Origin of the sequence: Alcaligenes nematophilus, from assembly GCF_026344155.1 — a bacterium.
GTDB classification, from domain to species: domain Bacteria; phylum Pseudomonadota; class Gammaproteobacteria; order Burkholderiales; family Burkholderiaceae_B; genus Alcaligenes; species Alcaligenes phenolicus.
In genome coordinates this window covers 417,171-441,917 of record NZ_JAPKMZ010000001.1, presented here as the reverse complement: position 1 = coordinate 441,917, position 24,747 = coordinate 417,171, and the positions used below count along the sequence as shown (strand labels likewise).

The 24,747-nt window shown below is 53.9% G+C and carries 33 protein-coding genes and 1 pseudogene; 25 read left to right on the top strand and 9 right to left on the bottom strand.

The window, feature by feature from the left end; translation table 11 throughout:
- Positions 1–4 precede the first annotated feature (4 nt).
- From ssb to OSH04_RS02095, 5 genes and pseudogenes are all read right to left on the bottom strand, one after another.
- Positions 5–331: pseudogene (ssb, locus tag OSH04_RS02115) on the bottom strand (single-stranded DNA-binding protein); the annotation flags it as partial.
- A gap of 2 nt (positions 332–333) precedes the next feature.
- Positions 334–561, bottom strand: coding sequence for a hypothetical protein (locus OSH04_RS02110; protein ID WP_203145718.1), 228 nt, complete (start codon positions 559–561; stop codon positions 334–336).
- A 170-nt stretch (positions 562–731) separates the two neighbouring features.
- Entirely contained in the window at positions 732–1,400 is a 669-nt protein-coding gene (locus tag OSH04_RS02105; RefSeq protein ID WP_266107862.1) for a hypothetical protein, read from the bottom strand.
- A 1,292-nt stretch (positions 1,401–2,692) separates the two neighbouring features.
- Entirely contained in the window at positions 2,693–3,229 is a 537-nt protein-coding gene (locus OSH04_RS02100) for a hypothetical protein (RefSeq protein ID WP_266107861.1), read from the bottom strand.
- A 136-nt stretch (positions 3,230–3,365) separates the two neighbouring features.
- Complete coding sequence (locus OSH04_RS02095; RefSeq protein WP_266108049.1) at positions 3,366–3,764, bottom strand: S24 family peptidase; 399 nt, start codon at positions 3,762–3,764, stop codon at positions 3,366–3,368.
- 416 nt (positions 3,765–4,180) lie between these two features.
- Between OSH04_RS02095 and OSH04_RS02090 the strand changes: the two genes are divergently transcribed.
- A complete protein-coding gene (locus tag OSH04_RS02090) occupies positions 4,181–4,438 on the top strand; it encodes a hypothetical protein (protein WP_266107860.1) in 258 nt (85 codons plus the stop codon).
- Positions 4,439–4,455: 17 nt separating this feature from the next.
- Here OSH04_RS02090 and OSH04_RS02085 read toward each other — a convergent pair whose 3' ends face one another.
- Positions 4,456–4,941 carry a hypothetical protein gene (locus OSH04_RS02085; RefSeq protein WP_266107859.1) on the bottom strand — a complete coding sequence of 162 codons (486 nt, stop codon included), beginning with the start codon at positions 4,939–4,941 and terminating at the stop codon, positions 4,456–4,458.
- 156 nt (positions 4,942–5,097) lie between these two features.
- Between OSH04_RS02085 and OSH04_RS02080 the strand changes: the two genes are divergently transcribed.
- Entirely contained in the window at positions 5,098–5,373 is a 276-nt protein-coding gene (locus OSH04_RS02080; protein ID WP_266107858.1) for a hypothetical protein, read from the top strand.
- Between the two features lie 165 nt (positions 5,374–5,538).
- Here the strand turns inward: OSH04_RS02080 and OSH04_RS02075 are convergent, their stop codons facing one another.
- Entirely contained in the window at positions 5,539–5,772 is a 234-nt protein-coding gene (locus OSH04_RS02075) for a hypothetical protein (protein WP_266107857.1), read from the bottom strand.
- 67 nt (positions 5,773–5,839) lie between these two features.
- On the bottom strand, positions 5,840–6,043 hold the full coding sequence (locus OSH04_RS02070; protein ID WP_266107856.1) for a hypothetical protein: 204 nt from the start codon (positions 6,041–6,043) through the stop codon (positions 5,840–5,842).
- Positions 6,044–6,146: 103 nt separating this feature from the next.
- On the opposite strand from OSH04_RS02070, the gene OSH04_RS02065 reads away from it, so the two are divergent.
- The 7 genes from OSH04_RS02065 to OSH04_RS02035 are packed head-to-tail and all read left to right on the top strand — an operon-like array spanning position 6,147 to position 9,796.
- Positions 6,147–6,668 carry a phage regulatory CII family protein gene (locus OSH04_RS02065; protein ID WP_266107855.1) on the top strand — a complete coding sequence of 174 codons (522 nt, stop codon included), beginning with the start codon at positions 6,147–6,149 and terminating at the stop codon, positions 6,666–6,668.
- Positions 6,665–6,925, top strand: coding sequence for a hypothetical protein (locus tag OSH04_RS02060; RefSeq protein WP_266107854.1), 261 nt, complete (start codon positions 6,665–6,667; stop codon positions 6,923–6,925). Before OSH04_RS02065 ends, OSH04_RS02060 begins: the two co-directional genes overlap by 4 nt.
- The gene (locus OSH04_RS02055) at positions 6,922–7,446 is read left to right on the top strand and encodes a hypothetical protein (protein WP_266107853.1); all 525 of its coding nucleotides are present in this window, start codon (positions 6,922–6,924) and stop codon (positions 7,444–7,446) included. Before OSH04_RS02060 ends, OSH04_RS02055 begins: the two co-directional genes overlap by 4 nt.
- Entirely contained in the window at positions 7,440–8,318 is an 879-nt protein-coding gene (locus OSH04_RS02050) for a hypothetical protein (RefSeq protein WP_266107852.1), read from the top strand. The genes OSH04_RS02055 and OSH04_RS02050 overlap by 7 nt, the downstream gene beginning before the upstream one ends.
- The gene (locus OSH04_RS02045; protein ID WP_266107851.1) at positions 8,302–9,009 is read left to right on the top strand and encodes a hypothetical protein; all 708 of its coding nucleotides are present in this window, start codon (positions 8,302–8,304) and stop codon (positions 9,007–9,009) included. The genes OSH04_RS02050 and OSH04_RS02045 overlap by 17 nt, the downstream gene beginning before the upstream one ends.
- The gene (locus OSH04_RS02040) at positions 9,006–9,386 is read left to right on the top strand and encodes a RusA family crossover junction endodeoxyribonuclease (RefSeq protein ID WP_266107850.1); all 381 of its coding nucleotides are present in this window, start codon (positions 9,006–9,008) and stop codon (positions 9,384–9,386) included. The genes OSH04_RS02045 and OSH04_RS02040 overlap by 4 nt, the downstream gene beginning before the upstream one ends.
- Positions 9,383–9,796 (top strand): hypothetical protein, encoded by a 414-nt coding sequence (locus tag OSH04_RS02035; RefSeq protein ID WP_266107849.1) that lies wholly within the window; start codon positions 9,383–9,385, stop codon positions 9,794–9,796. Before OSH04_RS02040 ends, OSH04_RS02035 begins: the two co-directional genes overlap by 4 nt.
- 192 nt (positions 9,797–9,988) lie before the next feature.
- On the opposite strand, the gene OSH04_RS02030 is transcribed toward OSH04_RS02035, so the two are convergent.
- Positions 9,989–10,474 (bottom strand): type II toxin-antitoxin system HicB family antitoxin, encoded by a 486-nt coding sequence (locus OSH04_RS02030; RefSeq protein WP_266107848.1) that lies wholly within the window; start codon positions 10,472–10,474, stop codon positions 9,989–9,991.
- A gap of 315 nt (positions 10,475–10,789) precedes the next feature.
- On the opposite strand from OSH04_RS02030, the gene OSH04_RS02025 reads away from it, so the two are divergent.
- The 16 genes from OSH04_RS02025 to OSH04_RS01955 all read left to right on the top strand — a co-directional run bounded on the left by OSH04_RS02025 (position 10,790) and on the right by OSH04_RS01955 (position 24,745).
- Positions 10,790–11,569, top strand: coding sequence for a hypothetical protein (locus OSH04_RS02025; protein ID WP_266107847.1), 780 nt, complete (start codon positions 10,790–10,792; stop codon positions 11,567–11,569).
- Positions 11,566–12,057 carry a terminase small subunit gene (locus OSH04_RS02020; RefSeq protein WP_266107846.1) on the top strand — a complete coding sequence of 164 codons (492 nt, stop codon included), beginning with the start codon at positions 11,566–11,568 and terminating at the stop codon, positions 12,055–12,057. The genes OSH04_RS02025 and OSH04_RS02020 overlap by 4 nt, the downstream gene beginning before the upstream one ends.
- Positions 12,057–14,114, top strand: coding sequence for a phage terminase large subunit family protein (locus tag OSH04_RS02015; protein ID WP_266107845.1), 2,058 nt, complete (start codon positions 12,057–12,059; stop codon positions 14,112–14,114). Before OSH04_RS02020 ends, OSH04_RS02015 begins: the two co-directional genes overlap by 1 nt.
- A complete protein-coding gene (locus OSH04_RS02010; protein WP_009459028.1) occupies positions 14,114–14,323 on the top strand; it encodes a phage head-tail joining protein in 210 nt (69 codons plus the stop codon). The genes OSH04_RS02015 and OSH04_RS02010 overlap by 1 nt, the downstream gene beginning before the upstream one ends.
- Positions 14,323–15,831, top strand: coding sequence for a phage portal protein (locus OSH04_RS02005; protein WP_266107844.1), 1,509 nt, complete (start codon positions 14,323–14,325; stop codon positions 15,829–15,831). The genes OSH04_RS02010 and OSH04_RS02005 overlap by 1 nt, the downstream gene beginning before the upstream one ends.
- Positions 15,832–15,851: 20 nt before the next feature.
- A complete protein-coding gene (locus tag OSH04_RS02000) occupies positions 15,852–16,958 on the top strand; it encodes a head maturation protease, ClpP-related (protein WP_266107843.1) in 1,107 nt (368 codons plus the stop codon).
- 14 nt (positions 16,959–16,972) lie between these two features.
- Positions 16,973–17,326, top strand: coding sequence for a head decoration protein (locus OSH04_RS01995; protein ID WP_266107842.1), 354 nt, complete (start codon positions 16,973–16,975; stop codon positions 17,324–17,326).
- A 64-nt stretch (positions 17,327–17,390) separates the two neighbouring features.
- The gene (locus OSH04_RS01990) at positions 17,391–18,389 is read left to right on the top strand and encodes a major capsid protein (RefSeq protein WP_252606338.1); all 999 of its coding nucleotides are present in this window, start codon (positions 17,391–17,393) and stop codon (positions 18,387–18,389) included.
- Position 18,390: 1 nt separating this feature from the next.
- A complete protein-coding gene (locus tag OSH04_RS01985; RefSeq protein ID WP_266107841.1) occupies positions 18,391–18,717 on the top strand; it encodes a head-tail joining protein in 327 nt (108 codons plus the stop codon).
- Positions 18,714–19,133 carry a hypothetical protein gene (locus OSH04_RS01980; RefSeq protein WP_266107840.1) on the top strand — a complete coding sequence of 140 codons (420 nt, stop codon included), beginning with the start codon at positions 18,714–18,716 and terminating at the stop codon, positions 19,131–19,133. Before OSH04_RS01985 ends, OSH04_RS01980 begins: the two co-directional genes overlap by 4 nt.
- Before the next feature lie 8 nt (positions 19,134–19,141).
- The gene (locus tag OSH04_RS01975) at positions 19,142–19,345 is read left to right on the top strand and encodes a hypothetical protein (protein WP_035267789.1); all 204 of its coding nucleotides are present in this window, start codon (positions 19,142–19,144) and stop codon (positions 19,343–19,345) included.
- A 3-nt stretch (positions 19,346–19,348) separates the two neighbouring features.
- The gene (locus OSH04_RS01970) at positions 19,349–20,278 is read left to right on the top strand and encodes a phage tail tube protein (protein ID WP_266107839.1); all 930 of its coding nucleotides are present in this window, start codon (positions 19,349–19,351) and stop codon (positions 20,276–20,278) included.
- Positions 20,279–20,302: 24 nt separating this feature from the next.
- Positions 20,303–20,713, top strand: a complete 411-nt coding sequence (locus OSH04_RS01965; protein WP_252606341.1) for a phage tail assembly chaperone — start codon at positions 20,303–20,305, stop codon at positions 20,711–20,713.
- A gap of 68 nt (positions 20,714–20,781) precedes the next feature.
- Complete coding sequence (locus OSH04_RS19720) at positions 20,782–21,084, top strand: DUF1799 domain-containing protein (protein WP_407066149.1); 303 nt, start codon at positions 20,782–20,784, stop codon at positions 21,082–21,084.
- A 5-nt stretch (positions 21,085–21,089) separates the two neighbouring features.
- Positions 21,090–24,404 carry a phage tail tape measure protein gene (locus OSH04_RS01960; RefSeq protein ID WP_266107838.1) on the top strand — a complete coding sequence of 1,105 codons (3,315 nt, stop codon included), beginning with the start codon at positions 21,090–21,092 and terminating at the stop codon, positions 24,402–24,404.
- Complete coding sequence (locus tag OSH04_RS01955) at positions 24,404–24,745, top strand: phage tail protein (protein WP_009459055.1); 342 nt, start codon at positions 24,404–24,406, stop codon at positions 24,743–24,745. Before OSH04_RS01960 ends, OSH04_RS01955 begins: the two co-directional genes overlap by 1 nt.
- Positions 24,746–24,747 lie beyond the last annotated feature (2 nt).

Below are 24,747 nucleotides of genomic sequence, written 5' to 3'. Positions count from 1 at the left end.
TAACACCTAGCATTTGCATTTGTTCAACGATGATTTCCGTGGTGAAACGCTCCTGACCGTCCTGGCCTGTCCATTTACGGGTGCGCAGACGACCTTCTACGTAAACAGGGCGGCCTTTACGCAGGTACTCACCTGCAATTTCAGCCAGACGGTTGTAGAACACCACACGGTGCCATTCGGTTTCCTCTCGGGGTTCGCCAGTCTGCTTATCCTTCCAGCTGGAAGTAGTAGCAATCGAGATATTGCACACGGGGGCGCCACTGGCCTGGTATCGGACTTCGGGATCTCGCCCCAGGTTGCCGACAAGAATTACTTTGTTGACTGAAGCCATATTTAGAAGCCCGCTGCGGGGGCGATGAATTTAAGAGCCACTGCGATAACAAAGAACGCAGCAGGCATCCCCAGGCACCAACTGGTCGGGGTCTCGCTTTCAGCAGGCAGAGGCTCCCACCCAAAGTGGGCAGCCAGGGGAGGGCGCACAGAGCGCACCCAGAACTTGTCAGCCAGCAGTGCGATGGAAAGCACGCCAGCCCACATAAACAGATTTGCGAGCGCGGTCATTGCGCCTCCTGAAGCGAGTGGGTAAAAAGAGACCCCGCGCTCAAGTAGTGAGGGCAGGGTCGGAAGGTTCGGTTGTGTCGACATCACAAGTACGTCCACGGAGCACTGCTATCGTAGGGTGCCTGTATTTTTGACCAGCTGCGAAACAGCAGCTGCTGTGGATGATATTTTTAGCCTTTCTTCGTCTTTGAGATAATCGATCGGCAGTCCGCGATCGTTTTTTGAAGGTTCTTAGGAATTTCAAGTAGAAGAGAAACCTCAGGATTAAACGACGGGAGAGGATTGCTTAAGGGGCCAAGGGTAGATTCAAGTTCCAGTGAAACCAGTGGAATGGCACGATAGGCGTTGTGAACCGACTGAAATAACCTTTGTCCTTCAGCTACAAGTTTATTTATCTGATGTTGAGGGTTTTCGAAGTTAAAAGGCTCAGACTTACTGTGCACAAGTTTATTTCTAGCTAAAACAAGTCCTTTCAGCGCAGAGTACGGAGCTAGCTCCTTCTGGAATTCGTATCCAGCGACAAGTCGCATAACAATTACCCACTTTGAGAGGACATCGAGCTTATCCAAGTGATCTTTGACGTAAGCATCTCCAAGATGGTCGGCTGCGTACTCGTATATGGCTGACTCAAAGCACATCCCGGAAAAAACGATAGTCTGCAGCCCTGCGATATCTCTCAAACGTTCGGTTTCAACATATTCAGGATCGTAGTCGGACTGCTTTAATAATTTTATTTTTCTGTTTAATTCGATGAATTGGTCGTAGCCTCGTTCGCAAGTATCAGCAAAGACACCTGTGAGAGTTCCAATACGAGCAAAGTTTTGGCGCTGAATCTGCATACGTTATTAAAAAAAATAGAAAATATGAGACAGGCATGTCTAGAACGCAGAGTACTCTAAGAGCATTCAAATTACTACAAAGCCTGCCAACCCGCTGGCTTCAAGCTCAGACATATTGATGTCGACACTGACATTCAGGCATGCTTAGGCCATTTGCTGCTCTCCGTGAAAGTCACTTTCACTTCTTTGTTCGCATGAAAAACCGCCCTGAGTAGGACGGTTTCAGATGCGGCCCCACCAAAGGGGCCATGAGTGCTGGGATTCCAACCAGCATGACCGTTTCCGTTTTTGGCCGTCTGCGCCTCACCCTCTTTCTCCGTAAACCGTGCTTTGACGGACTGGAGACGGCAGAGATACCGCGCAGAGCCACAACCATGCTTGTGGGTGCTATTGAGCCGGACGAACACTCCCACATAGGCGGGGTGAGCAACATCGGCGGGTGGGTTGTTAAAGATCGTTGAACAAATATTAGCCTTAAGCTAAATAAAAGGTCAATGTTTATTTAGCTTAAGGCTATTTCAGGCGTAAATGGCTAATGGGCCTGAGCGTTATGGCAGGCTAAGATCGCTGTTACGTTTTGATTCCGCTGGTGAGTTTGTGGGAGAGTGCGATGCAGTTAGGCGGTTTGATGGCCAAGCGTAGTCATGGAGGGAGGGCCAGTCGGGGGCGAATGATGCAGTCCTTGAGGTCGTTGGGACTGCTTTTATCTATATGTAGCGTTCATTCAATAGCTGCAGGGTTTAGCTTGTTCGGGCCAAATCTCGACCCAGTAAAGGATTTGCTTGCTGACCCATACTCAGCGAAGTTTGAGAAGGTACAGACGGTTCGCCCTGGTGTCGTATGTGGAACTGTTAACTCTAAGAATCAGTATGCTGCCTACACTGGCCCGAGGTTGTTTGCGATAGTTGATGGCAAGGGGTATTTAGCAGAGACATCGCCGGAGGAGGTTGGACTGCAGTGCGTCTACGCAAAAGACTGCAAAGATGCTGAATGTGTTCAGGAGGTTGCGTCAGCTCGGGCGCAAAAGGACCGAGATCTCCAAATGGAGCCCAAGGCACAGGAATTGCGGGGAAAGGTGCAGGCTACATGTACTGCAAAGGTTTCTGAGGATCCCAACGCCGCGATTAGTTGTAGCAATGCATTAGTAGCGTGTCGCGCTATCAAGAGGGCAGAAGTTGAAGTGGATTGCTTGGAAGAAATATTAAAATAAGTAGGTAGATAGCAAGAAAGCCCTGATAAGGGCTTCTAGTTTGTGTCATTAAAACGAGTTTCAAGAAAATGGTGCCGCTCTTCTATCTTGTCATGATGATACGAGGAGATTTCCCGCCTTCAACCTTGGCTCGCGTCAGCAGCAAACCTCCTTGATAGGCCTGTGCCTGCCAATATACGGCTGTATTGATGTAATATTCGCCATCTTTTACCTGTGAAAATTGAAACTCTCCATTTGCATCACACTTAGTGACTTTGGAATACTCTTTGTACTCTGGTGGATCTGGGACAAATGAAGGTTTTCTATTTAGCACATTGCGAATATTTTGAGTGACCGTGCGATTAAGCGATGGCAAACCACCGTACAAGTAAGAGACTCTATCGGATGCGTACTCAGTAACAGGAAATAGGTGAACATCTTGACCTGCACACGTTACAACGCCACCGCCTTTCTGCGTAAGAAAAGCTGTTCCATTTATTTCTCCTAAGCCGTCAGCGATTTGGTTTCGTGCAAACTCACTGTTGAAGTCGCTGGCAATCTTGTACTCCACCTCTTTAGGTTGCATGGTTACACAACCTGTTAGACCAGCTAATACAGCTACTCCTAAGAGTCTTTTCACATTACTCTCCACATATGCAACTATTAAGATAGTTGCCTTCTAAGAAATAAGGAGCCAAATGGCTCCTTGTGTATTTTTGCTTAAACCTTAATGATTAAAACCTCGAAAGGACAGGCCGAATAGGCGTATTTCATAATTACCCCTTTCTGAGACTCCACCAAGCCATGACCTTTCCACACACTGTAATTGCCTCAGCAATATGGCGCAGATCGTAGCGCTCTTCATCTGGGTACTCATCAATATTGTCGCTGCGGATAATCAGCGTCCCGCTGCTCAGGATCATCGCCTTCTTGAGTATCAACCGACCAGCCACATCCAGCACGTAGATACCGGCTGCCTCGATGCTGCGACACTCCACATCCACAAACACTAAATCCCCATCATTGATAGTGGGAGACATACTGTTGCCACTTCCCGTCAGAACCTTAATGCGGGATGGGTTCACACTTCCTACTTTCTCCCGCACCCATTGCTCTAGCACATCCAAGTGCTGAACAAGTTGCACGGGGGCCTCCACTTCCCGGCCACGGCCCATAGAAGGGGTGGGGGAGAGATGCTCCAGGCGTACATAGCCAGGGGGCGGTGAGATTAGTTGCGCTGGAGCGAGCTCCGTAGTCCCTACGCCCTGGTTACCACTATCGTGTGAGTGGTCCATCCACCCACTTGGCTTACCCGTCATCCGCTCGATGTGTCGGCAACTGTCTGAGCGCATGCCGCGCGGTTTCCCTGTCCCCGAATTAAGTGACGCGTTGACCCACTGGCTAACCTGAGATTCTGAGCGCTCAATAGCGGCTGCAAAGGCCGTCAATGTCCCGTAGCTGGATATTAGTTGCGCCAGGTTATGGCGTCGGATCTCGTCAATTGTCATCGTTGTATTTAATAGCGGAAAGCTAAAAAAATGAATTAGCCAAAGGCTTGACTTGATATTTAGCCTAAAGCTAATATCGTGGCATGAAGCTATCAGAACTCTACAAATCTCTTTCAAAAACTGAGCGTGCTCTTCTTGCGGAACGGGCCGATGTTGGTCACGGCTACCTATGGCAGATCGCTACAGGTTGGAGAGGGAAACGCCCATCTCTGCTTGTGCTGGACCGACTTTTGAAAGCGGATAGTCGCCTGAAAGCTAAAGACTTAATCGCTGAGTTTGCCGAGAAGCAGACTAAGGAACCCCACATGCCCAACACTTCAGGCCTGAAGGAAACGCTATGAATCACTCAACGTCATTTTCAGTCCCCATTGAAAAAAGACCAGTGCATCTTGCATCCGGGGCACTCCCAGTAGGAACTGCCTCTCACACGATATCTGCGCTGCAAGACAGACTTAGCCTTAGTCGGCCCATCGAAGCACTTTTGGCAGATGTAGTGATCCGGCTCCGAAGTTCCTGGGTCGCTGGCCCCGCCAAGTGCTGGCAGGGGATTCATCCGATAAGCGAATTGGCCAGCACTGAGCTCGACAAGCGAGTAGCGACCGCGCTCTGCGAGGGTTTCTCCCAATTCTCGCAATTTCTGTGTGGCTTCGAAGTTCTCATGCTGCAACGCGTTAACGGCAGCCGAGAGTTCGAAGAGACGTTGTTGGGCATCGAGCAACTTTTCGTTCATGGCCCGAACTATTTCCATCGCCTTGGCCTCGTCCCGGATGGACAAAGCTCCTTTGCCGAGGTCAATGGCGCCGTTGATGGCGGTGACGGCGCCTGTAATCAGCGAGAAATCCATAAAAGCTTCCCAGTCGAAGATGAAGGTTGTGTGAGAACTCCCGATTCTACGGCGTGTGGGAATTCTGAAGGTGCGCCTTCCAGTGATGGTTAGTGCACCAAGTAGGTTTCGCTGTGCCTACCTCAATGTGGGCAATTAGGAGTCAAGGTAACAGCCATGTCGATTTCCAAAAATATTACTAAACAAGACAAATTAATCAGCCGCATTTTCGAGGCGTCTGGACCTAACAAAGTATCCGCGCTGTTTGAGGCTTATCGCGTATCTGGGCCTCAAAAAGAAGAGTTTGTTGCTGCATTGATCCACCGTCTCTGTTTTGTAGAGATCAATAGCCAATCGTTCAAAGGAGGCATTATGCCCACCAATCCCGACCCCAAGCCTGACGACCGTATCCCCATCGGTCCCCCTGACTGCATTACGAAAGGGGGCATATGAAAGTCCATCTTGATGGTGACAGGCTGTCATTGACTGCCGAGACGCAAGAAGAGCGTGCGGCCCTGCATGAGTTCAAGTTTCGGGGAGGTATCAAGGCCATGCAGCTACATCGCTGCACGGAGCGGAATTCCGAGCTTGAATTGACTATGCACCAGAGCCCCTTCGCTACTCATGACCCCAGTCCGGCAGAAGTTGTAGGGAGTCGCGAAGCCTTGAAAGAGCTTCGGGAGGCACTTCAACGGTGTAGCGATTTAGCCCATCGTTTTCTTGATTGAGTGAGCCGATGCGGATGAAGACTTTTCCACCCAGTGTGAAAACTTCCAGTTGACGCTGGTCTCCAGGCTTAGTTTCTGGTCCCTCGGCTGGAAGCATTCTGTCAAAGAAGAAGTTAGCGCCCATGGTCAATTCCTTTCAGAAAAGTTTAGTTACTTGCATCTCTAAGCATAGCTGATCGGGATTGGCCACCTCAATGAAGGGTAACGGCCCCGAGTTCACCCAGACCATGCAGTTCATTCCAGACAAGCCGGTCATATATGCCGGTGATGTGGTCATCGGTAGGGCAGCTGAAGACCTGGTACGCCAACTCAGTAGCTCTATCAATGATTTCAAAGCGGGGAAGTTCTTTTTTATCCATCCCCGCATTCTCAGTTTCACGACCGATTTTTTCCATTTGTAGATCCCACTCCGCATTAATCACTACGTACTTTTCACACTTTTACTGTAGCGATTGTCAGGGGAGGGCGAAACGCTGAAATACACAGGAGTTCAGCCCAATGACAAGACGTTTTTCTTCCTTGAACTGGCGAGACGCGCTCTACAGTGCCGTCCGCCAGGCCCCAGGCGGCGTTGGCGCGGCTGCCGTATTTCTCTCTGACCGTCGCGCTGTAACCATCCACCCAGAGTCCCTGCGCCGAAAGCTGACGGGCGGCGAGCAACTGGATCTGGACATAGCTTTTCTGCTGACCGAATGGCTCGATGAGCTGGCTGACTGCCGTGAAAGCGCTCGGGACTGGCTCATCGCTGCCGCTCAGCAGGGAGGCCTGCATGTGGTTGATCTACCACCTGAGCCGGTAGGGGGATTCGAGAACGAGGCCGGTGCTCTGAACGAGAAGGCACTCAAAGCAGCCGCTGAGCTTGGCGAAATGTGTAGCGCCATCACCGGCACCACAGCAGACGGTCGTGTGACCCATGAAGAGCGGGAGCGTGTGGTGGCTAAAGCCTTGGACCTGATCCGCCTTTGCTTTCGCATCATCCGCAACGTGACCCGCTGGCACCGCAAGGAGGCATCGGTATGACGAAAGCACCCTACGGCACCTACTACACCGACCTGTACAAGCTGGGCTGGTTCAACAATCCCCAGGTATGCAAGGCCCTGAAAGTCGCTTTCGATCAACAGCCCCATGAGCGCCAGCAGCAGATCAAAGACCGGCTCTACGCAGAGTTCGGCACTGACAGCTTGGCCATGGTGAGCCCACAGCACTTCGTTCGCACGCTCGACGGCATGGGCCTGTTCTTCACGCTGCCGACCTCACTCAAGGACCAGTTGCGATGAAGAAAACAGAATGGCCGCAGCGCACACAGCTGCAGCGCCGGCAAGCACTCAAACGCAGTGCCTTCAAAGCTAAGCCAAAGGAAAAGAAGGGCCCCAGCCTTGGGCAGCGTATTGCCCAGATAGTCGGAACAGCCCTGCAGCATCGGCCCAAGCCCTTAGCTGTCTACCGCTCCGAGCAGCACCGTCGCAACGTCGCGGCACTGCCATGCGCCAACTGTGGCCGGTGGTATCGCCCTCAGGCCGCCCACATGAACGGCATTGAGTTCGGCAAAGGGCAGCGTCTGAAAGTATCTGACGCTCTCATGTTCCCTCTGTGTGTAGATGAGGTTGGAAGCCGTGGGTGCCACAGCATGCTGGACCAAGGGGGCGTCTACGACAAAGCCACAGCAGTGGGCTTGCAGATCACCTGGCTGCACCAGACCCGTGATGAATTGAAACGACTGGGCCAATGGCCTGAGCAAGCCGACCGCGACGTAGAGACGTTCGTGGGGGCGTATTTGAGGAGGCAGGTGACATGCTAAGTGCATCCGACCTGATGCGTACGATAGGGCGCCCAATCGCCTATCACCCCGCCTTGGCACGAATGGTAGGGGGCGTTAACGCAGCCATCTTCCTGTCTCAGCTCATCTATTGGGACGAGCGCATGGAGGATGCCGAGCTGGGTGTGTACAAGACCGCAGAACAGTGGGAGGCAGAAACAGGTTTGTCCGTTCGCGAGCAGACGACAGCACGTCGCCAGTTGCGCGACCGTGGGCTTATCACCGAGACCCACAAGCGCATAGAACACAAGCTGTACTTCAAGCTGGACCGTGATGCTTTTGACCGGTTGGTTGCGGGGGCGGCTGACACCGAAAACCCCGAACAACAAAACGTCGATTCCCTAAACGCGGAAACGCAATTCGGGAATAGCGAAAGCGCAAATACCGAAACCCCCAAAGCGCCATCCCCGAACCACCCAAAGCGCAGTTCGTTAATAAAGACAGAGATTACTACAGAGACTACAGAAGAAAAAAATACCAAAAAAGAAAACTCGCCTTCGTTCAGCTTTGAGCACTGGCCTGTGAATCCATCGCCAGAAGTCTGGGCCGACTACCTGCAGCACCGCAAAGCGATCAAAGCACCGTTGACCCAGACCGCTGCAAATCGCTTGGGGGTAGAAGCGCATAAAGCCCAGGTGGCTGGGTTCAGTGTTGACGACTTTCTGGCCGAGTGCATGTTGCGCGGCTGGCGGGGAGGAAAAGCCGACTGGCTAACGCGGGGAATGTCGCAGGACCAGCAAGGAGGCGGGCAAGTGGCTCGGGGTGGGAAGTTCGACCCGAATGCGTTTCTGGAGCAGCGCCGCAAAGATCGGATGAAGGGAAGCCAAGGAGGTGGCGATGTTGTCGACGTTTGAGCGTGAAAGCGCCTGGTTAAAACCAGTGCCCAAGCTGGCCGGCAAAACGCTGATGGAGCACCTGTACGCTCGAATGGACGGCCTGTACCCCGGCAAGTGGAAATCCAACTTTGTGGGCGAAGCAGCCATGTCGAACTGGGAACAAGCCTGGGCCGAAGCATTCGATGAAGAGGGCATTGTGCCGGTGGATGTTGCCCTGGGGATTCAGAATAGCCGACGCATGTACGACTGGCCACCAAGCCTGACTGAGTTCTTGCGGGCCTGCCGTCCCTACCTAGAGCCGGATGTGGCATTTTTCGAGGCGGTGAGGGGCATGCAAGCGCGAGAGCGCGGTGAACGTGGCGAGTGGTCACACCCTGCGATTTTTCATGCCGCTGCAGCCGTTGGCCGGTTTGACCTGCTGAACCAAGCCTACCAGCAGATGCAAGGGCGTTGGAAGAAGGCGCTCCATGCCCAGTTGGCCCTGGGGGCGTGGCCCGATATTCCAGACCCAGCACCCGCGCTGCCTGCACCGTCGAGCACGGCTCAGAGTGAACAGGGAGCAAAGGCCATGCGTGAAATGGCTCAGCGAGCTATCAGCAGCAAAGGGAAGGACCACAAGGCGTGGGCAAAGGGGATTATGGCTAATCCCAAGGGGCGGTCTCCCGCAATCGTTCGTATGGCCCAGGCGGCGGTAGGAGAGTCAGCATGACCGAGGCGACCGCGTTAACTCTGGTGCTGCCTTGGCCGGATATGCGGCTGATGCCCAATCGCAAGAACGGTCGGCACTGGGGCGGCGTCCAGTCAGCCAAGGAGCAGGCAAGGCGCGATGGGCGTGTAGTTGCTGCTGTTGAGCTGGGGAGGCGTCGCTTTATCGGTGGGGACCGCATTCCAGTGAAAGTAACTTTCATGGCTCCGGACCGCAGAGGCCGCGATCTGGACAACCTGCTGGCCTGCATCAAGCCGCAAATTGACGGCATCGCCAAAGCCCTTGGAGTGGATGACAAACGGTTTCGACCGCTGATTGTTGATGATGGACTGGACCCAGCCAAGCGCGGGTATCTAAAGATTGAAGTGGGGGATGTATGAAGACGAGGCTTGAGATCCTGCTGGGGGAATGGGGCTGCTGGAAACAGAAGGAGAATGTGCGGGCGCTTGGTTTGCCACCTGGTTCTGTGTATACGCGGGAGCGTGTGGATGGGGCGCAGATGGTGGAGCCGAACGTGTTGCTGGTGGATGACGATCTTATGCGGGTGGATCGAGCAGTAGATGCTTTGCACCCTGATATGAAAGTCGTTGTCATTGCTCATTACATCTGGCAGGGACTGGTCAAGGTCAAGGCAGACCGCCTGGGAATATCTCGCACGGTTTACTATCGCCACATTGAGTTCGCTCATAAGCAGCTAGCGTCCACTCTGGGCGGGGCTTATAGCCAGGGCTACGAGCAGAACTATTTTGTCCCCACACATTGTTTAAGTGTGGGGACGCAAGTAATATAAATCCCGTAGGCTGGATATTGTTCAGCCTGAAGATTGAAGAACCAAGCCCTGCCGGAAACGGTGGGGCTTTTTGGTTAGGGGCATAAATTGCTAGGGCTTAGGATGCTGCGTAAGTTTCCTGTCCCACGGGCACAAGCCGCCAAGGTAACTCAAAGCCGATGTATGACATGCAGAAAACAGTAAGAGCGGCAGTTAAACATGCTCATACCCGATTATCTCTACAGAGTCTGGGTCAATACCAGCTTTCTCAAGCTTAGACTTGGTGAGTTCTGTGCTTGCACCCTCCTCCATATTGAGATGTTTAAGATTAAGAAATTCTGCAAGTGCGATTCGAGCAGAAACGGTATGGAAAATTTGCTTATCGTGAATGAATGATTTTTCTTCACCGCTTGTAGTTTTGTATGAAATTTTTGTTCGCATTGCGCGAGTTCCTTGATTTAGTGAAAGAGCGGCAATCTGTCCGCTGCGTGTTTCCCCAGCTGCACTAACTTGATTGTCAATTCGCTTAGTAATCCGCTGTGGCAGGTTAATGTTGATTTTTTCGTTAGGCTCGTCCAGAACTGCAGGATCGACTACGACTTTAGCCCATACTGCCCCTGAAAATCTGGGTCTGATAGATGTGCGGCAATCTGTATCGCGGTAAATGCGGAGTGAGTCGTTAATTCCTGTGTTATCCATCTAGGCTGTCTAGTTGGCTTGGTTGTTCTCTATGGTTGTGAGGTATACGCACAATACACAAAATTGAGTGTTGAGACTTTTTTGACTTGGCTCACGTGTCACCATCGGTAGAAGACCGGGGGCCCCTGGGGGATTAGACCCAGTAAGGGGGATTCGAACCCCGAGCTCTCGCTGTTCACGAGTTTTTTCAATGGGGGGGTTATATTTTTTTCCCTCCAAAGCTAATGCACATGCGCCTTCCTTGAAAAAAATGGCCTCCCTTAAAAGAGGGGGGGTTATATTTTTCGAGGGGGGTTATATTTTTTGGGACGTCCTATGCTCGAATACACCAGCACCGCAAAAGAGGGCGCTCGGTGGCTCAGCCGTGGCGAACGCCAAGTGCCTTACGCGACGTCACTGGCACTTAATAGGACGGCATCAGCAATTCAAAAAGCACTTGTTGAGCAGATGGGACTAGTGTTTGATCGTCCAACGCCGTATACGTTGCGCTCGCTGCGGTTGCAGCGGGCTACAAAACAGAACCTGACAGCGTCTGTTGCTTATAAGGACTTTGCAGGCAAGGGGACGGCGGCAAGTAAATATCTGCGTCCCCAGGTCGATGGCGGCAAGCGTCGCCAGAAGCGATTCGAAAATGCCCTGGGCCGGATTGGCCCCAGCGGTTACTACGTTCCTGCTGGTGGTGCTGATCAAGATGCCTACGGGAATATGTCACGCGGTCAGATCGTTAAGCTGCTGTCCTACTTGCAGGCCTTTGGGGAGCAGGGATATCGGGCGAATGCGACAGATAAGAGCCGTGCACGTACCGCGAAGGTACGGCGTAGTGAAGCTGGCTACCGTCGCATCAATGGAGTCGTGTACTTCATTTCCAGGGGGAAGGGCACGGTATCGGGGAACCGGACGCAGCATTTACCGGCTGGTGTGTGGCGCAAGACAGGCACTCATGGGGCTGATGTAGCGCCGGTGCTGCTACACGTCGAGAACGTGAACTATACGAAGCGTCTACCCTTTTATGAGACCGCTGATGAGGTGTATGGAAAGCGGTTTGAGGATGAGTTCACCCAGGCTTTTGAGCAGGCCATGGCCACAGCGCGATGATTGATCCAGATAAAAAAATCACCCAGGCCAGGTTTGCTCAAGTTGTGGGCATTACTCAGCCTGCTGTCAGTGGCTTGCTTGCTCAAGGAGTCTTAACGGTGGGCGACAACGCCGGAAACTGGCTCTTGTCGTACTGCGGGCATTTGCGTGAGATAGCGGCTGGTCGCACCCGTCAGTCTGACGACTCAATTGATCTGGTCTCTGAGAAGGCGAGATTGGCTGCCGCCCAGGCAGACAAGATTGAGATGGAAAACAACGTCAAAAAGGGGGAGCTTGCTCCTGTTGCTGTGCTGGAGGAGGTGCTTGTGCGGGCAGGCGGCAAGATCGCAGCACAGCTCGACACGATACCGGCATCTTTAAAACGCCGCATACCGTCACTGACGGATTCTGACATCGGTTTTGTCAGGCGAGAAATTGCGAAGGCCCGCAACGCGGTTGCAAATCTGAACCTGGAGGATGTCGAGGTAGACGAAAATGAGGCGAAATAATGCTGGTCACGCAGAATCGAGCAGCGATTGCACGCGCTTTGCGCCGTGGCCTGGCTGGCTTTGCCGCACAAGAGCCTATTTCTTTGCGGGAATGGGCTGAAAGTCACTTTTATCTGTCTGCAGAGTCCTCATATGTGGAACAGCGCTGGGAGTCATGGCCATTTCAACGTGCTGTTTTGGCCTGTATTGGAAGCGATGATGTTCATGAGGTGGATGTCATCAAATCGGCTCGGGTTGGCTATACCAAGATCCTACTGGCGGCAGTTGGGTACTTTGCGGAGCATAGACGACGCAACCAGGTACTGTGGCAGCCTACCGATTCAGCGCGGGATGAGTTTGTAAAAACTGAGCTGGACACGATGATTCGTGACGTCTCTGTGCTTCATCCTATATTCCCAATGCGGGAGGCCAGGCACAAAGACAATACGCTGCTGGTAAAGAAGTTCATTGGCAGCATGCTTCACCTGCGCGGGGGGAAGTCAGCAGATAACTACCGTCGCTTGTCGGTCAGCGTTGGGTATTTGGACGAGTTCAGTTCGTTCGATAGCAATATTGATGGGGAAGGCGATCCCGGCAAGCTCGCATTGAAGCGTTTGGAGGGGGCGACATTCCCCAAGTTGGTCGTCGGTTCCACACCGAAGATCAAAGGCCTGTGCTTAATGGAAAAGCGGGCGGAGGGGGCAGACGCTCGCTATACCTACCATATCCCTTGTGCCCATTGTGACGAGCTCCATGACTTGGAGTGGGGCGGGAAGGGTGAGCCCCATGGCTTCAAGTGGGTTGATGGTGATCCTGAAACGGTGCGCCATCTTTGCCCGCATTGCGGTGCCTTAGCGACTCAAGGTGAGTATTTAGCTGCTGCAGAGCGCGGTATCTGGGTTGGGAATGATGGGACGACCATTGATCAAGATGGCGTGTTCCGCGACTCAGAAGGTAATTTAATCCAGCCGCATCTGCGTGTTGCTTTCCACGTTTGGACCGCATATAGCCCGTTGGTTTCATGGTCCAAGATCGTTAAGGAGTTTCTGGAGGCCCACGAAAAAGCATCCACTGGTGAGGATGAGGAGCTGCGTACCTTCTGGAACACCACACTCGGTCGCACCTGGGAGGGTGAAATTGAACGCATGGAGTCCGATGAGCTGCAGCGCCGAGCTGAAGTTGAAGGCTACCGCTCTCCTGGCCTTGATGATGGGTTGGTCCCCAAGCGATGCATGCTGTTGCTGGCGGGGGCTGACATACAGGGCAACCGTATTGAGGTTGGGGTATGGGGAGTAGGTAAGGGCGGGGAAATGTGGGTCGTAGACCACCAAATCCTCTTTGGGAACCCGTCTGAGGACGAAGTGTGGGCCAGGCTGGATGAGCTGCTGTTTGAACGCCGATATTTGCATGAGGGCGGGCAACAGATGCCAATCTACGCTACCGCCATCGATACGGGCGGCCACCACTCTCATGCTGTCTATGAATATGCTCGGAAGAATCGTGCACGCCGGGTACATGCGATCCGGGGGCGGCCGACAGGTGAGAAGCACATCAAGGATGGTGTCACACAAGTGGACATTGACTGGCGAGGGAAGCGTGTCAAGAAAGGTGTGCGGCTTTGGTACGTCGGCACCAATATGGCCAAGGATCTTTTGTTTGGGCGACTGCAGGTTGAAGAACCGGGTCGAGGCTATGTTCACTTAGCGGCAGATATGTCGGAAGAGTGGTTCAGACAGTTTGCCGCTGAAGTTCGAGCGGTGCGTCGTACCGCATTCGGCTCACGTTCAGTATGGACGCCAATTCGTAAGCGAAACGAAGTGCTCGACTGCTGTGTCTATGTGCTTTGGCTTGAGGCTCACCTTGAATTGGCCAGAAAGACAGACAGATGGTGGGCGAACTTCGCTGAGAAGCTCGGCGTTGACGAGCCTGGCGATGATCTAGGTCCCACCGAAACTCCACAGAAAACGCCCGCAACTGCGGGCGTTTCTGTTTCTAAACCACGAACACAACCGGCCACTGGTGACAGGCGGGCTGCGGTGAGAACGGGGTCATCAAGTTACTTACGGAGCAGACGCTGATGGCGTATACGCGTGAAGATTTGGAGGCAGTGAACAAAGCGATTGCCAGCGGTGTGCTGAAAGTTCGATATGGGGATAAGGAGGTTCAATATCCCTCGGTCAATGATCTGATTCGGGCAAAACAGCACATTGTCGCTGAGCTCAATGCTGAGAGCGGCAGACGTAAGCCTTGGGTGTTCCGCATTCGGAATAAAGGAAAGGGGGTCTGATGCGGCATCAAACATTGCAGCAGGCCGGTTTCGTGTTACCTACCCGTTTAAATGCTGCCTCATCCTCTGCCTATGAGGGAGGAAGTGCCACGGGGAGCCGCTCTAAAAGCTGGAACCCCTCGGCGGCTGGCCCCAATAGTGCTGCTACGGGCAATCTTGGAACTATTCGCAGACGAGCTCGGGATGCTGTACGTAATGATCCTTGGGCAAAAACAGCGGCGGCACGTTGGGTTTCTAATGTCATTGGGACGGGAATTCAACCATATCCTCGGCACCCTGATTCGGGAGTGCGTAAGGCGCTTAAAGAACTATGGTCAGATTGGGTGGGCGAGTCCGATGCCGATGGGCGACTTGGGTTTTATGGGCAACAAGCCTTAGCAGCCAGGTGCTTGTTTATTGATGGCGAGGCCTTGGCACGGATTCGTATGCGTAGACCGGAGGATGACCTCGTAGTACCCATGCAGATTCAACAATTTGAAGGTGACTTCCTGCCGGTCGAGGAAACAAGAAGTCTGGCAAATGGCCATGAAATTGTGAATGGTGTGGAGTTTGACCGCATCGGTCGGTGCGTCAACTATCACTTGTGGGACCGGCACCCCGCAGAGCCAGGAGGGTTCAAGAGCAGAACTTTACGTCCTGTACCTGCAGATATGGTTGTTCACGCCTTTCCGGTGCTTCGGCCAGGCCAGGTGCGAGGTGTATCTGAGCTCGCCACTGTTCTTCTGCGACTGAAAACCTTAGATAACTTTGATGATGCTGTCGCATTCCGGCAGGAGGTGTCGAATCTTTTTGCTGGTTACGTCGTGACAAAAGACGATGAGAGTGAGGGGCCAGATCCAAGTAGCTTTGGCGACCCTAGTATTGAAGCCGACTCTGACGGTGTGGCGCTGATTGGTATGGAGCCGGGGTCTGTCACCTCGTTGCCTCATGGGACAGATATCAAGTTTGCGTCGCCGCCTGGGGCGCCCGACAACTATGCGGAGTTCATGCGGCAGCAACTGATGGCCGCATTTGCATCCGTTGGCATGCCTTATGAGACGACTGGGGATCTGCGCAATGTAAGCGATCGGACTTTGCGCGTCGTAGTTAACGAGTTTCATCGCCAGGTTGAACAGTACCAGTGGGGGGTATTTATCCACCAATGGTGTCGACCGATCTGGAACGCCTGGATTAACGCTATCGCGTTGTCCGGGATTCTGCCGATGAAGTACTTGGATCGTCGGTTGTTTCGCCGAGTTCTTTGGGTTCCGCAAGGGTGGGCCTATTTCAATCCTGTACAGGACGTAAAGGCAAACACCGATGCGGTGCGTGCTGGCTTTACGGCGCGGTCCACAATCATCCTCTCGCAGGGTGAAGACCCTGAAGAGGTAGCGGCTCAGATTCGCACTGATAACGACCAGGCCGACTCGGACGGCTTGAGCCTAGACAGTGATTCCCGTCATGCACGAAACAAAGGCGCAGAGTTTGGTGACCCAAGTGAACGTGACGATGATCCCTCCGGGGTCTGACTTAACTTTTAGGAGCCTCTATGGCTAAGAAATGGCTTTCGATTCAAGCCAAGCAGATTGGCGAAGAAAAGGTCGCCGAAGTGCGGATCTACGATGAAATTGGTTTCTGGGGGATGACGGCGAAATCATTCATCGAAGAGCTCGATGCGGCGACGGTGGATGCCACCAAGATTGTTGTATCGATTAATAGCCCAGGCGGAAACGTATTCGACGCTTTCGCTATTTATAACGCTCTGATGCGTCATAAGCTGCCTGTTGAAACCCGAGCTGATGGTGTCGCGGCTTCGGCGGCGTCGCTAGTGTTCATGGCGGGCGACGAGCGCATCATGCCTGAGAACGCAATTTTGATGGTCCACAATGCTTGGATCATTACGGCGGGCACGGCGGACGAGTTACGCAATACCGCTGAGATGATGGACAAAGCGCGTGATGGCATCGTCGCAGCTTACCGGCGCAGTGGATTGGCTGACGAAAAGATCATTGAGCTGATGGATGCCACCACATGGATGGACGCATTGGAAGCGCAATCAATGGGGTTCTGCTCGCTCATTGAAGAGCCCGTGAAGCTGGCCGCGTCAGCCGATTGCGTGGACATACTGGAGAAACTGGATGGAGCCCCATCTGAGTTCGTAGCCGAGCTTCGTGCGCAGGTTCAGGGGGCTGATGATTCGAAAGCATCCGACCCGGTGCCCGGCCCCGATCCAGAGCCGGAACGTGATCCAGCGCCTGAACCCACGCCTGCAGCTCCGCAGGACGCTTCAACCATCGCCGCACAGATCTACGCCCAAAGTCGTGAGCGAGGCATTCCTCAATTAGCTGAAGCCGTTTTGTTGTCGGGTGGGCTGGGGGGCGCAGATGAGGCAACGGCTCGCCTAGATGCGGCAGAGCAGATTGCCGTCTTGTGCGCATCGGTCAAGCTGCAGGATAAGGCAGCAGAGTTCGTGGCGGCAGGTTTGTCGGTCGAGCAGGTGCGTGCTCGACTTTTTGAACATGTAGTGACTGCGGCTGACTCGATTGAGATTAGCAATTTGCAGCGCGACCACCCCTCCAATAGTTCATCGGCCCCGGAGCGGAGCGGGCCGAATCCTCAGGCGATCTACGCCAAGCGTAAAGCCCTCTCCGCATAATCAGGAGTAAACACATGCCTTTTATTGAACAGAAACCCCGTACGGCAGATTTCCTGCTGTCAGAAGCCAATGGTTCTCGCTCTCGTGAAACAGGAGAGATGGCACCTACCGCAACCGCTATCTATGCCGGCCAAGTCCTGGCATTGAATGCCGATGGCCGCTACGTGCCATTTGCGGGTAAGGGCGATGAGCCGGACTCCCCTGTCAAAGCGGTCGGGGTGCTGTATGCCAATGTCCCCGCATCCGATGAACCCCAGGCTGTGGTGGTTATTCGGCGCGATGCTGAGGTGGCTGGTGAGCTGCTTTTTGGCCTGGATGCTGACGCTTCCGCGAACTTGAAAGATGTCGGCGTGATCGTTCGCATTTAACTTCGACTTATCGCAAACAAACTCCAGGCCGCCTAGCGGTCTTTTTTTATTTTTAGGAGCCGTAATGGCAGATATCAATATTTTTCAGGATGAGGTGTTCTCCGTCCCTAACCTGACTGCTGCAATCAACGAAACCCCTCATGTCCCTGGGCGTATAGGTGCCCTTGGTTTGTTCGCGGAAGAAGGTATTTCGACGGTTGTCGCTCAAATCGAGTATGACGGTCAAACTGTTGGATTGGTTGCGGCCAAGCCACGCGGCAGTGACGGCTCGACCGTTACTTTGTCGGGTCGGCGGGTTATTCCGATTAACACCGTGCACTTGCCTGAGCGCTCGACCATGATGGCTGACGAGATTCAAGGCATTCGTGCGTTTGGATCTCAGTCCGAACTGGAGACAGCAGAATCGCGCGTGCAGAAATACTTGGCGAAGCACCGTATTCAGTTGGATCTGACCCATGAGCACCATCGCTTGGGGGCCATCAAAGGGAAAATTCTTGATGCTGATGGCAAGACGGTCATTTTGGATATCTACGATACGTTTGGCATCACGCAGGCCGAGTACAACATGGATCTCGGTACTGCTGGAACTATTGTTCGTACGAAATGCTCTGAAGTGCTGGACAAGATTGAAGATTCGCTGGGTGCCGCGCCGATGCAAGGGGCTCGCGCGCTGTGCGGCAAGAATTTCTGGAACTCGCTGATTGAGCACAAAAGCGTGCGCGAGACGTTTCTGAATACCCAGCAGGCGGCTGAGCTACGCGGTAAAGCGCCTGACAGTTTCGAGCTTGGCGGCATCACATTCGAGCGCTATCGCGGTCGTGTGGCTGGCAAACCGTTTGTGGGGGATGATGAAGCCTACGCATTCCCCGAGGGCGTGCCCGATTTCTTCATCACACGTTTCGCGCCAGCCGATTACATGGAAACTGTGAATACGGATGGTCTGCCGTACTACAGTCGTGTGGAGCCATTGCGGATGGGTAAAGGCCTTGAGATTGAAAGCCAATCCAACCCATTGCATATCTCCACTCGCCCTAAGGCCATTATTAAGTTGCTGCGGGCCTAGTATGTGGGATAACTCGGTCTTTGATCGGGCTTTCGACCAGGCGGGTATGCGTCAAACCGTTGCTCGCCTGGTCGATGGGCAGCCTGCAAGTAAGCCGTTCCAAGCTCGCTTTGATCGTCCACAGCAAATTGTTCTGGATGGCGAGGTCCACACCACCGAGTACTCGATTGAGTTCACGACATCGGACTTACAACCTCCACTTGAGCATGGCAACGTGCTGCGGGTGGAAGTCTCCAAGGGGCAGTTTCAGGACTTCCGCGTGAAACAAGAGCCGTTGGTCCAAGGTGACGGCTACTGGACCAGAGCAGAGTTGGGGATCATCAAGTGAAAACATGGGTTCAGTTGTATGTCGAAGGCGTGCGAGCCGCACTGCGCGCAGCGCCTGGGTTCCCTGCTGAAGTGGAGGACTCGCCTGTACGTGCCCACACATTTATCCGGGATAGGGTCATTACAGTCCAGCTTGGCGCGGAAACGGTGACCGAGGGGGCGACGCCTCGCGTAAACCGGGTTCGTGAGATCCACCTTCTGGTGCATACAGCAGGTGATAACGGACTGGAGTTGTCGGAGTCGATCTTTGCGGCAGCTCATCCCATTGTGATGAATTTCTCTGGCCCAGGCCTTGTGCAGGTCCAAGAGCTGCGCACAGATGAGCCGCGCTACGCAAATGGCGATCTGGAGCGGCAGGTGATCACAAAGCGCTACCTGTTCTATTACCAAACCGCTGAGGACTCTCTTAGCGAGTAGGAGCAATCATGAAAGAAACAAGTCCCGTGGCTGAGCGGGAGGCTGAAGTGTTGCCGCTAGATTCGGTGCCTGTGGTCGCGCCTGTGGCAGCGGCCCAGAATCCTGGCCGTGGTGGTAGCTACGTTCGCAACAAACAAACGGGTGGTCTGAAACGGGTCCAGTACACGGAAACGTGTAAAGACTGCGTACTGACGCCAAATCAAAAGGGGTAGTTCATGGCTAAGTCTGCCAAGAAAACACTGTTGATGGCCAAGCTGCAGACTGCAGCAGGTACAGAGGCAGTACCGACCGGCGCAACGGATTCGATTTTGCTGCGCAATCTTACGGCCACACCGCTGAGTACGGAGACCGTAGAGCGTGCCTTGCTGCGTCCCTATATGGGCAATGCTGGTCAAATCGTGACTACGGTGTACACGCAGATCGAGGGAGAAGTGGAGCTGGCAGGTTCGGGTACGCAAGGCAAGGCCCCCGCATGGGGCGGCCTGTTGCGAGGCTGCGGATTTGCTGAAGTCGTTGAAGACGCAGAAGTGGTTTACACGCCAGTATCTGACGATTTCGAGATGCTGACGTTGCACTACTACCTTGATGGCTTGTTCCACAAGATTACGGATGCGCGGGGCACCGTGTCGTTTGATATCAGTGCCAAAGGCATTCCGTTCATGCGCTTCCGATTTATGGGCGTGTACCACCCGATTACCGACCAGGCCGCGCCCACTGATGTGGACTTCAGTGCGTTCCAGACTCCACTGGGTGTGAACAAAAAGAACACACCGCAATGGAGCCTGGGTGGCTATAGCGGTTGTCTGCAGTCCTTGAATATAGATCTGGCCAACTCGCTGGTTTGGCGCTCCCTGATTAGCTGCGAAGGCGCAGAAATTACCGACCGTCAGCCTACTGGCCAGATTTCGCTGGAATTGCCCAAGATTGCAGACCTGAACTGGCCTGAAATGGTACGAAACGCCGTCCTGCAGCCGCTTTCGATCACACATGGCACGCAGCCAGGCAACATCGTCACCCTCAGCGCACCTGGTGCGCAACTGAGCGAACCTTCGTACTCCGAAGCTGACAACGTGGCCATGCTGGGCATGAACATGAGCCTGCAGCCTGGCCAGGGCAATGACGATATCAAGATCGTCGTCTCGTAAACCTACTTTCATTCCGAGGTCATCATGAGTTTCAAAATCGCCCAGCGCCCTGTGGTGGGTTACCCCGTGTCCATCTCTGTCTATGACGAGAAAGGTAAAACGCAAAAGCTGGAATTTATCGCGCAGTACAAGCGCTCGAAACGGCCTGAGCTGCAAGGCCTTATTGCGGCTGCTCGTAACTTGGCACGAAAAAATGCCGGTCTGGAGCCAATCGCTGAAGAAGGTGGTAAGCCGAAAGAATGGCCCTATGTCGCCGACGAGGACTTTTTCAAGGCCCATGTGTGTGGCTGGGTTGGCGTTAAAGGCGAGGACGGCAAAGACCTGGCGTTCTCGCATGAAGAACTGGATGGTCTGCTCGCCGAGTATCCCGAGTTCCATCAGCCCTTGTTTGACGGTTTCTTTAGCGCTCACATTGGGGCCCGCGCAAAAAACTAATTGAGGCCGCTCGTCACTGGGCAAAAGGTTGGCGCTCGAAGTCAGAGGATTTTGAGCCTGATGCCCTGGTGCTTGAGGCGCTCAAAGCAGCCGGTGCGCCTGATGCAGTGATTCAACGCGTTCAGCAAGAAGAGCGCACCGACTTTGAAGTGTGGCCTGAAAACGAAGCGCTTGTTGAGGCTTTCCTTCACTTGTCTAGCTGTTGGACCGTAGTCATTCCCCCGATGGGGGGTCTTCTCTACTTCGGTTTGCCTTCCACAGAAATTGAATCGACTTTACGTCTTTTGGGGTTTCCCAGGCGCAAGCGTGCCCAAGTGTTTCGATATCTCAAAGATATGGAACGAGCGGCCCTATCTGTTTTTTATGAGTAGCGGGTATGACAGATCGAGTTATTGGCGTAACGCTCAAAGGTAACGCCTCCCAGCTCCAGCAGACCTTTGCCACCGGCTCCATGGCGGCCAGCAATTTCGGTGCGGCGGTCGAGAAGAGTATGGAGCGGGCCAAGGCGGCCAATCAGGGGTATGCCTCTTCAGCCAAAGGGGCGGTTAGCGCACTGGAAGAGGTGCGGGGTCTGATTAAGGGCGTAGCGGCTGGCTTCTCGGTCATGAAGCTGACTGATACAGCGGACGAATGGGGACAGTATGCGAGCCGAGTGGAGATGGCCACGCGCAGTGCGGACGAGTTTGGTCACGCTCAGGAGCGGTTGGCAAAGTCTGCTGCTGTCACGTACCGATCGCTTGCTGAGACCCGCGAAGGCTTTATCAATATGTCTCCTCCCTTGCGGGAGTTGGGGCTGTCGCTTGACCAGTCCATTGATGCAATCGATACCTTTTCTGGCCTGTTGGTGACGAACGCAGCCAGCGCTGAAAAAGGCAAGTCCGCCATTGGTGCGCTTTCCTCAGCAATGCAGAAGGGCAAGCTGGACGCTAATGGCTGGGGCACGATTCTGAGCACGATGCCTTCAATTGTGGACCTGCTGGCGCAGTCCATGGGGCGCAGTGCAGCTGAGATTCGTCGCCTTGGGGCAGAGGGGAAACTGACCGCCAAGGACCTGGCAAAGGCGCTGGTCGAAGGAAATGCCGAGGTCATCAAGCAAGTTGAGTTGATGCCCACGACGGTGCGTGACGCCTTTGGCCGTCTGACCGCCGTTGCAACGGAATTCCTTGGCAAAAATAACGAGGCAATCGGTGTTACGGCGACACTCGCCGCTGGTATTGATTTCCTGGCACAGAACTTTGATTTGTTGGCCACGGCTGTTGGTCTGGTGGCCGCGGTTCACGGTGCACGGTTTGTGGGGGCGCAGTACGAGGCGGCTAAGGCTCTGTGGGCAACTGCGGGGGCGGCTACGGCTCAGACCCGTGCGGCACTGGCTCTATCCGCGGCTATTTCGGGGTCCAGTCGCGCCGCTGTGATTGGTTATGGTGCCATGGCTACTGCGGCTCGCACAGCCAGCGCTGCGATGGCATTGGTGGGTGGCCCTGCTGGCTTGGTTACTTTGGCACTTAGTGCCGGCGCAATTGCATGGGTGAATTGGGGCAATGCAACCGAGAGTTCGATCAGGTCAATCAACGCTGCCAAGCGTCCTCTGAAAGAATTGGAGGAGGACTTCGCTAAGTTGAGCAAGACTCAGCAGCGAGGGATGGAGCTCTCCATTGCTACGGAACTGCGGGAGCAGGAGGCAATCGTTAAGGATGCGATGGCCTCTATTCGGTCCGAGCTTAACGGTTTGGTTTATCAGGGCGGGATGGTGGGCGCCAGTGAACCCATCGAACGGTTTGCCGCTGCTTTCAATGAGATTGTGAGCTCCGCCGATGGAGCAACCGAGAAGTCAGAGCGATTAGTAAAGGAGTTGGAGAAACTCCGTGGCGTGGTGCCTGATGCAGTGGTCCTTAAGCTGAGGGAAATGACCCAGGGGCTTTCTGAGGGGGCAGAATCTGTTGAGGATCTCAACCGGAAGCTGGAGCGTATCCAGGGGATTTTGGCTGACTCAGGTATAGGGAACCTTGGCGACACACTTCAAGGTCTGACTGATGCCGACTTCGGCAAACTCATCACGGGACTTACGGAAGCGTTTGATGTTATCGGGATGAGTGCCAAACAAGCTGAGGAGTACCGTGCAAAGCTACGCGGTGCCTCAGACGAGCAGGCTGCTCTAGCAGGCGTCGTGGCCGGGATGGCAGAGGCCGCCAAAAAGCTCGAAAAGGCGACTGCAGACCAAGACGCGAAAGCTGTTCAGGGGGCTCGTAGTCTACTTTTAGAACTGGCTGCTCAAGAAGTTCAGTTGCGCGTAAATATTGCGCGAGCAGCAGAGTACAAGGCGCTGATTGCACTTGGGGTCTCGGAGGCTGTCGCGAATCAGGGCGCCGATACAGCGGCTGAATTGGCAGGCTTGAAAGCACAAGAGGAAGTGCTGAAACGGATTAAAACCGTTCAGGACAATATTGCCGCAAACACGAAACCGACGAAAAAGGGTGCTGGCTCTAAGAAGCAGGACGAGGGCGAGCGCCTGCTGAAGCAAATGAGGGAACGCCTGGCTCTTCTTGGCAAAGAGACCGAATACGAAAAGCTGCTGGCAAATATCTCTACTGGGGCGGTCAAGTTCCGCAAGGGGACTTCGGAGGAAGAGGCCAAGAGGCTGGCCAAGCAGTTAGATGATGAGCAGCGCAAGATTGATCTTGGGAAAACGCTTCAGTCATTGCAGGAAGAGCAGGGCGTCACTCAACGCCGGTTCATGCGTGAGCTGGATGCGTTTGGAAAGGGAGACTGGGCAAACGGCGTCATTGAAGCGATTTCCTCTGTTGAGGAACGATACCAGCAGATTATTCGTGATCGGCAGAACTCCCCTCATGGCTTAAGTCCGGATGAGTTGAAGGCGATTCAAGAATCGCTACACGAAGAACTGATCATGGTGCGGGATCACTATGCTCAGTTGAAAAAGCTGCAGGGTGATTGGAGCCTAGGCGCAAGTAGCGCACTTCAAAACTATGCGGATCAGGCTGCGAATCTCTTTGACTCTGTTGGAAACATGGTTTCCAACGTGTTCCAGGGCATGGAGAGCTCATTGGTGCAGTTTGTACGCACCGGGAAATTGGACTTCGCTAGCTTAGCGGACAGCATTATTGCGGACATGGTCCGAATCGTAATTCAACAGTCAATTACTGGGCCGTTGGCCGGTGCTATTGGAGGTTTTTTCAGCCCCTTGAGTGGGGTCAGCGCGGCACCGAATTTCGCGATGGGCAGTCTGGGTGGTGGGGCAGGTGCGACATTTGGTCCAATGATGGCATTGTCTTCGGGGGGCTACACCGGAGACGGTGGCCGTTATGAGCCAGCTGGCATTGTTCATAAAGGTGAGGGGGTTCTCAATCAGGATGAGATTCGCGCCCTTGGCGGTGAATCTGGGTTCAATGAGCTGCGCCGTGCATTGCGTGGGCCAGGGCATTCGCTTGGCGGAATGGCAGGAAACCCAATGCTGATGAGTCCCTCCTCTGGAGGCCGCGAGACGCTAGCGCCAAACATCACGATTTATGCATCAGGTGATGCTGGAGGGGGGCGTACCAGTGCGCCCGATGGTTGGCAGCAATTTGCCAAAGAGATTGGTGAGTTTGTAGATGCGAAGATACGTGAGCGTGAGGTGCGGACTCAGCGGCAAGGCGGGCTGGCATGGCAGGCTAAACAAGGGGTATTCAACTGATGGCATACGAACAGTTCACATGGTGCCCGATGAAGGGGCCGGACGGCTCTAGTGCGTTTCGCACCTTTTCCGTCCAGCTTGGGGATGGGTATGTCCAAGAGGTGGGTGATGGTATCAATAATGAGATGCGGACATGGCCTTTGCAGTTTTCGGGCCTTGAGGGGGAAATAAAACCAATCCGCGAATTCTTGCGACGGCACGCTGGGTTTCGACCTTTCCGTTGGACGCCGCCGATGGAGTTGGAGCCAGGGCTATTCATTGTGCGGGAAGTGAAGCTGCAGCCAATGGGTGGGAATGTATACACGCTGTCAGCTACGTTTGAAGAAAGGTTTGCACCCTAACC